Here is a 14050-nt window from a genome sequence, read left to right on the forward strand (position 1 = left end):
GGAGTGACTGTGGATGAATGCCATATTCATCCACAGTTCTTTTCTCGGATGCCGCTAAACCCTGCCCTACGCTGCGGGAGTGACCCACTACGTCGACAGTGAAGTCGGCCGGCTCGGCACCGTACTGCTGCACCGGCCCGGCCCCGAACTGGCCCGGCTCACCCCGCGCAACAACGACTCGCTCCTGTTCGACGCGATCCCCTGGGTGGAGCGCGCCCAGGAGGAGCACGACGCGTTCGCCGCCGCCCTGCGCGAACGCGGCGTCGAGGTGCTCTACCTGGCCACCCTGCTGGCCGAGACGCTGGCCGTCGCGGACGCCCGGGCCGAACTCACCGAGCAGGTGTTGCGCTCCCGGCGGCTCGGCGACACGCTGCGCGCCCGCGTCGCCGACCACCTCTCCTACCTGGACCCGGCCGCGCTGGCCGACGTGCTCACCGCCGGGCTGGCCCACGAGGAGTTGCGGATCAGCTCGGAGCGGCCCGGTGGGCTGGTCTACACGCTGATGGACCGACACGACTTCGTCATCGACCCGTTGCCCAACCTGCTCTTCACCCGCGACTCGTCGCTGTGGATCGGCGACCGGGTCGGCGTCACCAGCCTGGCCATGCCGGCCCGCCGCCGCGAGACCACCCTGACCGACGCCATCTACCGCCACCACCCCCGGTTCGCCGGCACCGAGTTCGTCTACCGCCCCACCCTCGAGCACCTGGAGGGCGGGGACGTGCTGCTGCTCGCGCCCGGCGTACTCGCGGTCGGGGTGGGCGAGCGGACGACACCGGCCGGCGCGGAACGCCTCGGTCGGCAGGTCTTCGCCGCCGGCCTGGCCCACACCATCCTGGTGGTGCCGATCGCCCAGAAGCGCGCCACGATGCACCTGGACACCGTGTGCACGATGGTCGACGTGGACGCCGTCCTGATGTACCCCAACATCGCCAGCACGCTGTCCGCGTACACGGTGATCGCCGGCGGGGACGGCGAGGACCCGCGGGTGGACGGGCCGGCACCGTTCCTGCGGGCCGCCGCCGACGCGATGGACCTCGACCTGCTCCGGGTCATCGACACCGGCCTGGATCCGGTCACCGCGGAACGCGAGCAGTGGGACGACGGCAACAACACCCTCGCGCTGGCCCCCCGGCTCTGCGTCGGCTACGAGCGCAACACGGCGACCAACGCCCAACTGGAGCGGGCCGGCATCGAGGTGATCCCGATCGCCGGCTCCGAGTTGGGCTCCGGTCGGGGCGGACCGCGCTGCATGTCCTGCCCGATCACCCGGGACCCGCTACCCGTCGCCGGCTGAGCACGCGGCGGGCGCAGCCGCCGCCTGGCAGAGCGGGACGACCAGCACCGGCTGAGTGGACGACAGCGCCCGCCGCGCGGGGCGCTGTCGTCCCCGGCTCAGCGCAGGGTGAGTTGGCGGCCGAGCAGCCCCTGACGGGCCCGGCGGCCGGCGGCGTCGAGTGGGTCGGCGACGGTGAGCGCCTCGGCGTACCGCTTGGCGAACTGCGCCACCGGCTCCTCCCACTCGGCGGCCGGGGTCTCCTCCGGCAGGTCCCAGACCGGCACGAGTCGACCGTGCGCGCGGAACATGCCGGCGAACTTGGTCTGCTCGCCGAGCGTCAACGTGCCGGCCGCGCCGAGTCGGGCCAGCGCGTCCAGGGCGGCGTCCTCGTCGTCCGGCAGCACCCAGCGCACGTGGGCCTTCTCCGGGACCTGACACCAGTACGCGGCCTTCGCCGCGGTCAGCCGGACCGTTGGGTAGATGGCCGCGTTCGCCCGCTCCAGCGACGCCTGGACGGTCGGGTCGTCGGCGGCTCCGGGGTCGAGCCAGAAGTCGAAACCGTCGTGCATGGTGATGTCCAGCGGACCGTCCACGAGGATGTCCTGCAGCCGGGGCCCGGGGCCGGGCAGTGGCGCCACCGCCACCTGGCCACCCGGCTCGGCGCGCAGCGCGCTGAGCAACGCGTCGGCCAGATCCCGCGACACGTCACCGGACTGCTGGTGGCGCTGGAGGCCGATCAGCACCCGTCCGTCCGGCTTGGTGATCGCCGGGGCGGCCATGGGCAGCACCGTGGCGAGCGTCGCCGTCCGGTCGCCGAATTCCTCGACCAGGGCGGGCGCCAGCCGCAGCGGGGCGGAGGCGGCGGGCACCAACTCGCGCAGCGCGATCCACTCGGACTCGTCGACCAGCCCGTCGAACGGACGCGGCACGAAGACGTCCCGCACCTTGTCGCGACGAGGGGTGGTGTCGGCGGCGGCGCGCTGGCTCTTTCGACGCTTACTCACGGCGTCACAGCCTAGAGCTTCGAGCGGCTCGCCGTGACCGGGACCCGCCCGAGTCGTCCTCAGCCCGCCGGCACCAGGTCGGGTCGGGGTGTCGGCACCCTGTCGAACTCCGCCCAGACGCGCTGGCCCATGCCATCCTGCTCGACGCCCCAACGGGTCGCCAGGCCGGCCACGATGTGCAGGCCGCGCCCGTCCGCCGCATCCGGGCTGGCCGTCCGGAGCCGTGGCCCGGTGCTCGCGCTGCCGCCGTCGGTGACCCGAAGCTGGATCAGTGTGCCCTCGGTCGAGGGCCGCAGTTGCCAGGCAACCCTGATCACGTCGCCGGGCAGCGGTCTGGCGTGCCGCACCGCGTTGCCCACCAGCTCCGCGAGCACAGCGATCAGGTCCGCGAGGATCGTCGGGGGTACGACATCCGTCAGCTCGGCGGCGAGCCGGTGTCGGGCCAGCCGTGCCCCGCCCGGGTGGTGAGGAACCACCACGCACCAGGCCCGATCCCTCGTTGCCGCTGCCACCGTCGCCTCCACGTCGCGCCACCCCTGGTCAACCGCGCGGTAGCCGCACCTCTGCGACCGTACCGCCGCCGGCCCTCGGACGTAGGGATACCCATCCATTCTGTTGTTCAACGATTCGGCGGACGAGATAGAGCCCGAGCCCGGCTCCGGGATAGCCGCGCCGGTCGCCGGACTCGCCCTGCCAGAACCTGTCGAACGCCCGTTCCACGTGCTCGGGTCTGATGCCGATGCCCTGGTCGCTGACCCGGAACGCCACCAGATGACCGTCGCCCGAGGCGGTGATCTCGATGGGAGAATCAGGTGCCGAGTACTTACCGGCGTTCGTCGTCAACTCGGTCAGCACCGTGGCCAGGCTGGGCCGGTGACCGAGCGCCTTGGGCAGGTCGCTCGGAAGGCGGAGCACCAGCCGGCGGCGCAGCTCAGCCGGCAGGTCGACGACGGCGGAGCGCAGCGCCTCACCGAGGTCGAACGGGGTGGGAGGGTCGTCGCCCGGCCCCACCTCGGCCGCCGAGCTGAGCAGACGGTCGACCAGCCGGGCCAGCTCGTTGGCGCGTTGCCCGATCACCCGGGCCGCCTGCCGTCGGTCGACGTCGGTCAGCGACTCCCAGTGGTCGGTGAGGGTGTCCGCGTACCCCTTGATGACGGTGACCGGGGTGCGCAGCTCGTGGCTGGTCACCGCGACGAACAGTTCGCGGTCGTGGTCGCGGCGCTGCTGGTCGGTGATGTCGCGGAAGGTGACCACCCGTAACGTTCCCGGGCCGGGCAGGTCGCCGGAGGTGATCCGCAGCCAGCGGCCGTCCGGCATTCGGTGGTCCCGAACCTGCCCGGAGGGTGGCAGCGGGAACGGCAACGGGCGGCTCAGCGACTGCTCGACCGTCCGGCCGGTGACCTGGGCGGCGGCCGGGTTCCAGAGCCGGACGTGCCCGTCCCGGTCGACGACGGCCAGCCCGTCGGCGAGGGCCGCCACCACCGGGCCGTCGCCGTGCACCGGCAGGCCACTCTGGTCGCCGTACATGTGCCCGACGCAGGAGGCGAGATAGGCGATCACCCCCTGCTGCTCGGCGCCCGGCTCGTCGTCGCCCGGGTAGAGCGCGTGCAGGCTGCCGACGGTGTGACCGCCGATCTCGGCCCGGGAGACCACCATCCGGCGCAGGCCGCTGCCGGCCAGTTCGGCGGCCAGCTTGCCGTTGAGGTCACTCACCCGCGCCTGTCGTACCCGTGGTCCGGTGAGCAGGCAGACGGTGTCCGGGTCGTCGACCGCCAGTGGTCGGCCCAGGGCCCATTCCGCCGCGCCGGTCGCGGCGATGACGCGACCGCCGGTGGGACCGAACTCGACGAACGCCATCCCGGTCGCGCCGAGCGCCGGCTGGGCCACCCGGAGCAGTTGGGTGAGGACCGGCAGGCCCGCGTCCCCAGAGTTGATCATCTCGATCACGACGGTGTGGCCGGCGAGGAGAGCGGGAAAATCGATACGCTCCGGCATGTGCCGAGTCTGCCCCGCCGACCCGGTTTTGGGCACCCCCGCCCGGTCGATGGGTCAGCGGTCCAGCCGGGCGAGGGCGTACGCGGGCCGGTCGGTGATGATCCCGTCCACCCCGGCGGCCAGCACCAGCTCCAGGTCGGTCGGCTCGTTGATCGTCCAGACGTACACCTGGTTGCCAGCGGCGCGTAGCGCGGGCAGCAACTGCGGGCGGGTCCGGACCAGGCCGATGCCCGGCCCGGCGATCCGGGTGCCGAACGGCAGCCGACCCAACCGCAGCCAGCGCGGCAGCACCTCCAGCAACAGCACGGTGGGCAGCGTCGGGGCCAGCTCGCGCACCCGACGGACCGCCAGCGGGGAGAACGACATGACTGTCACCTGCACCGGGTCGTCCGGCGCGGGGTCGGCGAGCCCGTACCGGCGCAGCAGGCTGACCAGCCGCCGTTCCACGTTCGAGCCGTAGCGGGAGGGGTGCTTCGTCTCCACCAGCAGTCGGACCGGCCGCCCGGCGGCGAGCACCGCGTCCAGGAGCCGGGCCAGGGTCAGCAGCCGGGTGTGTGACTCGTCAGGCGGCAGATCACCGTCCGGGGCGCCGCCCGGGTGCCACGAGCCGAAGTCCAGGGCGTCCAGTTCGGCGAGCGTACGCGCGCTGACCAGACCGCGACCGTTGCTGGTGCGGTCCAGTCGTCGGTCGTGCACACAGACCAGGTGCCCGTCCCGGGTCAGCCGGACGTCGCACTCCAGGCCGTCGGCGCCCTCGTCGAGGGCGCGCAGGTACGCGGCGAGTGTGTGCTCGGGTAGGTCGAACGAGGCGCCGCGGTGCGCGAAGACCAGTGGCCCGCCCATTGCGCCGGCCTCAGATGACCTGGCCGGGCTGCCCGTTCGCGTCGACCACCGGTCGGCCGACGGCAGCCCACTGGCGCATCCCGCCGTCGGCGTTGCGCACCTGCTCCCAACCGTTGTTGATCAGGTAGGCGACGACCTGGGCGGAACGCCCGCCGGAACGGCAGACGACCGCCACCTCCCGGTCGGTGGGCACCTCGGCCAGCCGGGCCGGCAGCTGCATCATCGGCAGGTGGTGAGCGGTGGGCGCGTGGCCGGCCGCCCACTCGTCGTCCTCCCGCACATCCAGCAGGTAGGTCTCGTCGGCGATCTCGGTCACGGGCACTGTGGGAACCTGGGGTCCAAACACAGGAAGCAACACTAGATCCTCGTGGCCCGGTTCGACACCGACCCGGCCGTCGGCACCGTCACAACCGGGTCACCCAGCGGGGATTGGCCTGCGCCCAGGCCGGCACCCGGGTGTCACGCAGCGCCTCGAACAGCCCGTTGCCGCCGTTGTCCAGCACCACGTACGAGACCTCGTCGATGGTCTGCGGCGAGGAGGGCACCTGAACGCCGCGCATCCCGTCGGGCGGCAGCGCGCGCAGCGCGAGGAGCAGATCCTCCAGGGGTACGCCGTTGGTGTCGACGGTCAATGAGCCGCCGACCGCCCGGAGCACCTGGTCCAGTTTGACGGGGTTGCTCCGCAGGTCCGCCCTGCCGGCGCTGTCCAACATCGCCCTGAGCAGCTGCTGCTGGTGGTGCTGCCGGTCGTAGTCACCGCGGGGCAGGTCGTAGCGCTGTCGGACGTAGTCGAGCGCCTGCGCGCCGTCCATCTGCTGGCAGCCGGTGGGGAAGACCCGGTTGGTGTGGATCGAGCGGACCTCGGTGTCCACGCACATCTCCACCCCGCCGAGCAGGTCGATGACCTTCCGGAAGCCGGAGAAGTCGATCAGCGCGGCACCGTCGAACCGGATGCCGGTGAGCCGGTGCAGGGTGGCGGAGAGCAGTTGGGCGCCGGCCTGCCCGCCGCCGCCGTGCTCGTACGCGGCATTGATCTTGTCTTGACCGCCGCCGAAGCCGTTCGCGGGCGGGATGGCGACCAGCAGGTCACGCGGGATGGAGACCAGGTACGCCTCCCGCTGCCCGGCGGGGACGTGCACGATGAGGATGGTGTCCGAGCGCTGGTCGGGGCCGCTCTCGCCCGGGCGCCGGTCGGAGCCGACCAGGAGGTAGTTGAGCGGCCCGTCCAGGTCGGTGCGCCCTGTGCGGGCGTCGGCGTCGAGCAGTTGCTCCTTGGTCACCGTGCGGTCGTAGCGGTGGCTGAGCGTCTTGAGCCCGGCCACGGCGAGCCCCGCCAGCAGGACGAGGGCCAGGCCGATGCCGAGCAGGATCCGCGGCCAACGGGCGCGGGGCGACCGGGCGGACGGGGCTGCTCCGGCCCGGCCCGCTGCGTTCCGTCCCCACCTGGACGTGACCGCCTCCCCGCAGCCGATACGTGAAACCCGTTCACGTCAGGCTACGGGCGGTGAGGAGGTCGTCGCTGGCTTTCCGCGACTCCCGGCCTCACTTGCGGGTGGAGATCACCTCGGGGTGGGTGAAGACGAACTCGGCGAGTTTGTCCTGCTTGACCGCCTGGAACATCGCCAGGGTCTCTTCGTTCAGACCCTCGGTGTTGTTGTTGTTGGCGTTGAAGGTGCCGTTGTTGGTCTTGAGCATGGTCAGCTCGTTGCCGGTGACCCCGCGCATCGTGAAGATGAAGTCCTCGATCGGCACGCCGCCGGTGTCCAGCACGAACGCCTTGCCCGCCGCCTTGATCAGGTTGTTCATCTTGGCCGGGTTGGACAGCATCCCGCCCTCGGTGGCCTTCTTCGCCATCGCCTTGATCAGCTGCTGCTGGTTGGCCTGCCGGTCGTAGTCGCCGTTCTTGAGGGACTTGCGCTGGCGGGAGTAGTCGAGCGCGGCCCAACCCTCCATCTCCTGGCAGCCCTTCTTGTGCACCACCGGGGTCCGCTGCTTGCCGGTCTTCTTGGCGTCCGCGTTCCACATCGGCTTGCCGTCGACGTACGACATGTGCAGCGACTTGACCTCCTGGCTGACACAGATCCGCACCGTGCCCAGGGTGTCGATGACGTTCTTGAAGCCACCGAAGTTGATGATCGCCGCGCCGTCGAAGCTGATCCCGGTGAGCCGCTTGATCGTCTGGGCCATCAGCTGGGCGCCACCCTCCCAGCCGCCACCGTTGGCGGCACCGGCCTGGAACGCGGCGTTGATCTTGCCGGAACCGCCGCCGTAGCCGCTCTTCTTGAACGCCGGGATCTGCGCCTCGGTGTCCCGGGGGATCGAGATCAGGTACGCCTGGTCGTGGGTGGCCGGAATGTGCAGGACGATGATGCTGTCCGAACGCACGTCGTCGGCGGCCCAGCGCTCCCGCGCGTCCACGCCGAGCAGCAGCATGTCGATCGGGCCGTCCAGGCTCGCACCGCCCTCGGCGTCGGACTTGCCGGCATCACCCAGCAGGTTGCCCTTCGCGATGCCGCCGGTCGCCTGCCCGATCAACGCCTTGCTGCCGACGATGGCCACCCCGCTGCTCAGCATCAGCACGGCACCGAAGACGACGGTCAGCCTGGCCCAGAGCGGGTCCTTGCGCTTGGTCCGCTTCTTCGACCCACCGCCACCCAGGCGGTCGCCGCCACCGCCACCACCGCCGCTACCCGGCGGACGCGAGCCCGGCCCGCCTCCCGAGGGGCGCGCCTGCGCGGGTATGGCCGCAGCGACTCGGCCGCTGGGGGCGGCGGACCCGGAGGAAGAAGGGCGACGACTGGCCTGAACCGGCATTCGTGCTCCAGCTCGTGATCAGGAGGGGGCGGCACCACTGTACGTACATCAAATCGACTTGGCGAGTTCATCCCGGGTCAATCCGGACGTCGAATTTTGCAGACTCAGTCGATCGTCGCCGCTCGATGACCCGAACGGCTGGTGCCAGCCGGGCCGCGCTCAGCCGCCGTCGTTGCTCTTCGGCGGGTTCGCCTTGACCCAGTCGGCCATCGTGTCGGCGGACATGGCCTGGTACATCGCGAGCGCCTTCTCCCGGTCCGACACCACCACCGACTCGCCGTTGATCGTGTCGCTGCCCGAGTTCGGGCTGGTCACAAAGGTGAGGTTCTGGCCGCGCAGGTTACGGAACTGCAGCGCCATGTCTGTAACCGAGAAAGTCTGGTCGACGGTTACGGCCGCGGTCACCGATTTGAGGAAATCGTTCAGCTTCTTCGGGTTCGCCAGCGTGCCGGTGCTGGCCGCCTTGTCCATCAGGGCCCTGAGGAACTCCTGCTGGTGCCGCATCCGGGCGAAGTCACCGTCCGGGAACTGCTTGCGCTGCCGGATCCAGTCCAGGGCCTCCGCGCCGTCCATGTGGTTGGTGCCCTTGGTGAAGGTCCGGTACGGCTTGTGGATCGAGGTGATGGTGCGCTCCACCTTCAGGTCCACCCCGCCGAGAGCGTCGGTGACCTCCTTGAAGCCGCCGAAGTCGATCGCCATCACGTGGTCGATCCGAACGTCGGTGAAGCACTCCACGGTGCGGACCGCCAGCGGCAGCCCACCGAACGCGAACGCTGCGTTGATCTTCGCGCGCGAACCGGAGCTGCAGTCCGCGCCGGCGCTCTGCGGGATCGGCACGTACAGGTCCCGGGGGATGGAGACCAGGTAGGCCTCCTGGTGGTCGGCCGGGATGTGCATGACGATGATCGTGTCGGCGCGCCACTGACTCTTGCTGTCGACCGGTGCGTCCGGGTCCCGTGAGTCGCTGCCGACCAGCAGGATGTTCAGCGCGCCATCGACGGTCTTGGCGGGCCGACCACCGGTGATCTCCGCGAACGGGTCGGTGCGGGCCAGGTCACTGTTGAGGTTGCGGGCGTACAACCAGGCGCCGACGCTGCCGAGCAGCGCCAGCACCAGCACCGCGGCCCCGGCCACCAGGGCGATCCGGCCCCAACGCGGTCGTGGGCCGCGCCGTCCTGACCCGCCGGTGCCACCCGGGCCGCCAGGCCCGGTGGGCCCCGCCGGGCCGCCGGACCGGGGCTGTTCCTCGTCGTACGACGGGTAGAAGCGCGCCTCGGTCGGACGGGCACGCCCGGAGGCGCCCCGATCGGGGCCGGGCACCGATGCGCGCCCGGCGCTGCGGTGCAGGTACGGATGCGGGACGCCGGCAGACGAGGTCGCGGACATGTAAATCAGGGTACGTAGCGGGAGCCACTGCCGCCTTCAGGCGACACTCAGCGGCAGGCGGTACGCGGAAATCCGGTTACCCTAGCCGCGACCGGAAGTACTCGATCGTGCGTCGCAGGCCATCTTCGGGCGCGACCGACGGCTCGTATCCGAGCAGCTCGCGAGCGAGCGTCAGATCCGGGCGGCGCATCTCCGGGTCATCCGAGCTGCGGGTGACATAGGTCACCTTCGAGGTGCTGTCGGAGAGCGACACGATCAACTCGGCGAGTTGCCGCATGGTCAGCTCGTGCTCGGTGCCGCAGTTGACCGGGCCCGTCTCGGTCGAGTCGAGCAGCAGCAGGATGCCGCGCACCAGATCCTCGACGAAGCAGATCGACCGGGTCTGGTTGCCGGTGCCGTGCACGGTGATCGGCTCGCCGCGCAGCGCCTGGGAGATGAAGGTGGGGATGGCGCGGCCGTCGTCCGGGCGCATCCGCGGGCCGTACGTGTTGAAGATCCGGACGATCGCCGCGTCGAGCCCGCGGTAGCGGTGGTACGCCATCGTCGCGGCCTCGGAGAAGCGCTTGGCCTCGTCGTAGACGCTGCGGACCCCGATCGGGTTGACGTTGCCCCAGTAGGTCTCCCGCTGCGGGTGCTCCTTCGGGTCTCCGTACGCCTCGGAGGTGGAGGCCATCAGGAACCGGGCGCCGTCGGCGACAGCGCGCTCCAGCAGGTGCAGGGTGCCGACCGAGCCGACCCGGAGGATCTCCACCGGCAGTTGAGCGAAGTCGGTGGGGCTGGCCGGAGAGGCCATGTGCAGGATCGCGTCGAACCGCTCGGCCAGCGCCGGGTGGTGGGTCGGCAGACCGTCGGAGATGTCCGCTTCGACGAGGGTGAAGGTCGGCCGGTCCAGCAGGTGGGCGACGTTCTCCTTGGAGCCGGTCACGAAGTTGTCCAGCGCCACCACCGTGCAGCCTCGGGCGATCAGGGCGTCCACCAGGTGTGACGGGACGAAGCCAGCTCCGCCGGTGACGAGGACGCGGTGATCGGAACCAAAGCGCTCAGCAACCTTCATACGGCTCAGCCTACCGACCGCCGAATTCGCCGAAGGGGTCCCCTGTTGACGTGGGACGTCAACAGGGAACCCCTCGACAGATGCCGTGATCAGTGGGCGCCTGCGCCGGTGAGGGCGCGCACCTCCAGCTCCGCGTACTTGTCCTCGTCGTGCTCCTTGGAGATGACAGTGCCGATCCACCCGCAGAGGAAACCGAACGGGATGGAGAGGATGCCCGGGTTGGACAGCGGGAACCACTGCCAGTCGTGGTCCGGGAACATCGAGGTCGCCGCACCGGAGACCACCGGCGAGAAGAACACCAGCAGCACGGCCGAGATCAGCCCGCCGTAGATCGACCACACCGCGCCGGAGGTGTTGAACCGCCGCCAGAACAGGCTGTAGAGGATCGCCGGCAGGTTGCCCGAGGCGGCGACCGCGAAGGCCAGCGCCACCAGGAACGCCACGTTGAGGTTCTGCGCGTAGATCGACAGGGCGATCGACACCGCGCCGATTCCCAGGGCGGAGATCCGGGCGACCCGCACCTCCTGCCGCTCCGACGCCTCACCCTTCTTCAGCACGTTCGCGTAGAAGTCGTGCGCCAGGCTGGACGACGAGGCCAGCGTCAACCCGGCGACCACCGCGAGGATGGTGGCGAAGGCGACCGCTGCGATGATCGCCAGCAGTGCTGCCCCGCCCAGTTCGCCACCGAAGAAGTCGATGCCGAGCGCTTCGGCCAACTGTGGCGCGGCGGTGTTGCCGGCCTTGTCCTGTGCCGTGATCGCCTGGCTGCCGACCAGCGCCGCCGCACCGAAGCCGAGGGCCAGGGTGAGCAGGTAGAAGGTGCCGATGATGCCGATCGCCCAGAGCACGCTCTTACGGGCCGCCTTCGCGGTCGGCACCGTGTAGAAGCGGATCAGGATGTGCGGCAGACCGGCGGTGCCGAGCACCAGGGCGATGCCCAGGGACAGCAGGTCGACCTTGTTGTAGAACGTCTGCGTCGAGTTGCCGGCGACCTCGACGCCGTACCGGAGCCCGGGTTCGAGGAACGCGCTGCCCTTGCCGGATGCGGCGGCCGCCTGGCCGAGCAGCTCCGACAGGTTGAAGTTGAACTTCGCCAGCACCAGGATGGTCATCAACAGCGCGCCGCCCATGAGCAGGAACGCCTTGACGATCTGTACGTAGGTGGTGCCCTTCATGCCACCCACGGTCACGTAGATGATCATCAGGGTGCCGACCATGATGATGGTGGCCACCTTGGCGGTGGCCGCGTCCATGCCGAGGAAGGTCGTCCCCGGCCGGATGCCGAGCAGCAGCGCGACCAGCGCGCCGGCGCCCACCATCTGCGCGAGCAGGTAGAAGATCGACACCGTGATGGTGGAGACCGCAGCCGCGGTACGCACCGGACGCTGACGCATCCGGAAGGCCAGCACGTCCGCCATCGTGTACCGGCCCGAGTTGCGCAGCAGCTCCGCGACCAGCAGCAGGGCCACCAGCCAGGCGACCAGGAAGCCGATCGAGTAGAGGAAGCCGTCGTAGCCGTACAACGCGATGATGCCGGCGATGCCGAGGAACGAAGCGGCCGACATGTAGTCGCCGCCGATCGCCATGCCGTTCTGGAAACCGGAGAAGGACCGGCCGCCCGCGTAGAAGTCGGTAGCCGTCTTGGTCTGCCGGCTGGCCCAGATGGTGATGCCCAGGGTCACCGCCACGAAGACCAGGAAGAGCGTGATGGTCAGGTTGCGGGCGGTGTGATTGCCCGCCTCAGCCGCGAGGAACGACTCAACCGCGTGAACCGTCTTCACGGGTCACCTCCCCGATCTCGGCGCGGATCCGGTCCGCGATGGGGTCGATCTTCCGGTCCGCGTACCGGGAGTAGAGCCAGGCGATCACGAACGTGGAGACGAACTGGAGCAGGCCGAAGACCAGTGCGACGTTGATGTTGCTGCCGAACAGCTTCGTGCCCATGAAGTCCCGGGCGTACGCGGAGAGAATGACGTAGAGCGCATACCACAGGAAGAACGCGACGGTCATCGGGAAGACGAAGCCGCGCAGCGCACGCCGCAGCCCGGCGAACTCGTCCGACCGTTGTACGGCCAGGTACTTGTCCGACTGGGAAGCGGCCGGAGCGGGTGTGTCCGTGGACATCTGTGGATCACCACCTTCACAGGCGTCAGAGGAGTTTCGCGCACCGTAGAGAGCGCACTCCCCGGCAGGGAAGGCTGAGATCGACGCCGGTCGGCGAGTGCGCCGAGCGGTTGGCTGGCTGCGCCAAGTGACTCAGGTCACTGCGGTGATCGGTCGCCCGTGGTGAGGCGTCCGTTCAGATCGGCAGCTCGTGGTAACGACCCCGGTAGTGCAGCAGCGGGGTGGCCTCCCCGGTCAGGTCGACAGCCTCGATGGTGGCCTCGACCAGCAGGCCCCAGCCGTACTCCCGGGCGGTGTCCAGCCGGCACCCGGCCCAGCCGCCGGCGTCCGCCGGAACCGGCCCGTACGGCGTCTCGTTCCACGCGCCCGTGGCGAAGAGCCCGCCCGGGGCGGGGAAGAGGCCGGCGAACCGGTCGGCGAGCTGCCGGTGTGGCGGGCCGAGCGGCGTGACAGCGAACCGACCCGACTCCTCGGCCGATGCCCAGAGGTCGGACTCCGGGTCGATCAGCCCGAGCAGCCGGTCGGGTTCCCCCTCGGCCACCAGGGTGGACGAGACGGTCAGCCCGGCCGGACCGGGCGCCGTCCAGAGGGTCACCGGTGCGGCGAGGCGACCACGCAGCCGGCGTACCGGCGACCGTTGCCCGGTCGGCACCGCGAACGGATCGGTGTGGTGGATCTCGGCACCCGGCTCATGATTCACGTGAAACATTGTGCCGCCCCGGGCCCTCGCCCAACCAAGGAAGCGCTCGTGCAGGTCGGCGGGCCGCCCGTTGAGCCGGGCGAGCTGATCGCCCGCCTCCGTCATGAGCGCGCCCAGGTAGACCAGCAACCCCACCCGGTCGTCCCGGTACTCGGCCAGCAGCGCCAGCCGCGCCGGCTGGCACGGCCAGAGCGCGCCACACCCACGGCACCGCCAGAGCGGCCGCATCGGCAGGTGCGGCCGGCTCACCGCGGCTCTCCGGCCGTCCGGGGCGGTGGGGTCGCCCGGCCGCGGCGCGGTCCGCTCGGCGGAGGGCAATGCCCGAATGACCGTGATGTCTGTGAGTCATATTGATGCCTCACAGACATCACGCTCGCGGTGAGACACCGATCCCTGGTGCGGCGCGCCGTCCGGTCGCCTGCCTGGTTCGCGGCCCGATCCGGCTGCTGGGCTGCGGGGTTCACCAGCGCCCGCCGTTCGCCCGCCAGGTCTGCGCCGGGGTCAGCCAACCGGCCCGGCCGGGTCGCGGCAGGGCCACCGTCGGCCCGTCAGCCCACGCGGGTGGTCGGTTCGGCGGGCCTGCCGACCGCTCCGATCCGGTCGCGCCCGGCACGGCCGCCGGCGCGGCCACCTTCCTTTTCCGGTACGACCACAGCGCCCCGTTCCTGCCCCGGATGAACCCGAACATGGCTGATCTCCTCCCGTCGACGAGGGCCGCCCCGGCCGGGGGACGACCGGGGCGGCCCGAACGCAGGACCCGGTCGCCGGGACGTCGCCTCCACCGGCCGGGCCGCGTGCCCTCCACCCTGGACGGCAAGGCGCGGACAGGGGAGGATGCCAGGGCTTACTAC

Annotated in this window: 14 protein-coding genes; 1 reads left to right on the forward strand and 13 read right to left on the reverse strand. The window is 70.7% G+C overall.

The window, feature by feature from the left end; translation table 11 throughout:
- The first annotated feature begins 79 nt into the window (after positions 1 to 79).
- Entirely contained in the window at positions 80 to 1297 is a 1218-nt protein-coding gene (locus ACFYPG_RS11925; protein ID WP_387351715.1) for an arginine deiminase, read from the forward strand.
- 98 nt (positions 1298 to 1395) lie between these two features.
- Here the strand turns inward: ACFYPG_RS11925 and ACFYPG_RS11930 are convergent, their stop codons facing one another.
- From ACFYPG_RS11930 to ACFYPG_RS11990, 13 genes are all read right to left on the reverse strand, one after another.
- A complete protein-coding gene (locus ACFYPG_RS11930; protein WP_387351717.1) occupies positions 1396 to 2283 on the reverse strand; it encodes a DUF5926 family protein in 888 nt (295 codons plus the stop codon).
- 59 nt (positions 2284 to 2342) lie between these two features.
- Positions 2343 to 2762, reverse strand: a complete 420-nt coding sequence (locus tag ACFYPG_RS11935; RefSeq protein WP_387351719.1) for an ATP-binding protein — start codon at positions 2760 to 2762, stop codon at positions 2343 to 2345.
- A 61-nt stretch (positions 2763 to 2823) separates the two neighbouring features.
- A complete protein-coding gene (locus ACFYPG_RS11940) occupies positions 2824 to 4278 on the reverse strand; it encodes a PAS domain-containing sensor histidine kinase (RefSeq protein WP_355004477.1) in 1455 nt (484 codons plus the stop codon).
- Positions 4279 to 4332: 54 nt separating this feature from the next.
- Positions 4333 to 5121 (reverse strand): glycerophosphodiester phosphodiesterase, encoded by a 789-nt coding sequence (locus ACFYPG_RS11945; protein ID WP_387351721.1) that lies wholly within the window; start codon positions 5119 to 5121, stop codon positions 4333 to 4335.
- 10 nt (positions 5122 to 5131) lie between these two features.
- Complete coding sequence (locus tag ACFYPG_RS11950) at positions 5132 to 5467, reverse strand: rhodanese-like domain-containing protein (RefSeq protein WP_030331693.1); 336 nt, start codon at positions 5465 to 5467, stop codon at positions 5132 to 5134.
- 58 nt (positions 5468 to 5525) lie between these two features.
- The gene (locus ACFYPG_RS11955; RefSeq protein WP_387351723.1) at positions 5526 to 6443 is read right to left on the reverse strand and encodes an LCP family protein; all 918 of its coding nucleotides are present in this window, start codon (positions 6441 to 6443) and stop codon (positions 5526 to 5528) included.
- 220 nt (positions 6444 to 6663) lie between these two features.
- Positions 6664 to 7935 carry an LCP family protein gene (locus ACFYPG_RS11960; RefSeq protein WP_387351724.1) on the reverse strand — a complete coding sequence of 424 codons (1272 nt, stop codon included), beginning with the start codon at positions 7933 to 7935 and terminating at the stop codon, positions 6664 to 6666.
- A gap of 159 nt (positions 7936 to 8094) precedes the next feature.
- Positions 8095 to 9321, reverse strand: a complete 1227-nt coding sequence (locus ACFYPG_RS11965; protein ID WP_387351726.1) for an LCP family protein — start codon at positions 9319 to 9321, stop codon at positions 8095 to 8097.
- A 76-nt stretch (positions 9322 to 9397) separates the two neighbouring features.
- Positions 9398 to 10375: an NAD-dependent epimerase/dehydratase family protein gene (locus ACFYPG_RS11970; protein ID WP_091396807.1), complete on the reverse strand. Its 978-nt coding sequence runs from the start codon at positions 10373 to 10375 to the stop codon at positions 9398 to 9400.
- An 89-nt stretch (positions 10376 to 10464) separates the two neighbouring features.
- A complete protein-coding gene (locus tag ACFYPG_RS11975; RefSeq protein WP_355004472.1) occupies positions 10465 to 12156 on the reverse strand; it encodes a cation acetate symporter in 1692 nt (563 codons plus the stop codon).
- Positions 12134 to 12499: a DUF485 domain-containing protein gene (locus tag ACFYPG_RS11980; protein WP_355004471.1), complete on the reverse strand. Its 366-nt coding sequence runs from the start codon at positions 12497 to 12499 to the stop codon at positions 12134 to 12136. The genes ACFYPG_RS11975 and ACFYPG_RS11980 overlap by 23 nt, the downstream gene beginning before the upstream one ends.
- A 175-nt stretch (positions 12500 to 12674) precedes the next feature.
- Positions 12675 to 13427 (reverse strand): flavin reductase family protein, encoded by a 753-nt coding sequence (locus ACFYPG_RS11985; RefSeq protein WP_355005155.1) that lies wholly within the window; start codon positions 13425 to 13427, stop codon positions 12675 to 12677.
- A gap of 232 nt (positions 13428 to 13659) precedes the next feature.
- Entirely contained in the window at positions 13660 to 13887 is a 228-nt protein-coding gene (locus ACFYPG_RS11990) for a hypothetical protein (RefSeq protein WP_387351727.1), read from the reverse strand.
- Positions 13888 to 14050 lie beyond the last annotated feature (163 nt).

This window comes from Micromonospora sp. NPDC005553 (genome assembly GCF_042871765.1).
Taxonomy (GTDB): Bacteria; Actinomycetota; Actinomycetes; order Mycobacteriales; family Micromonosporaceae; genus Micromonospora.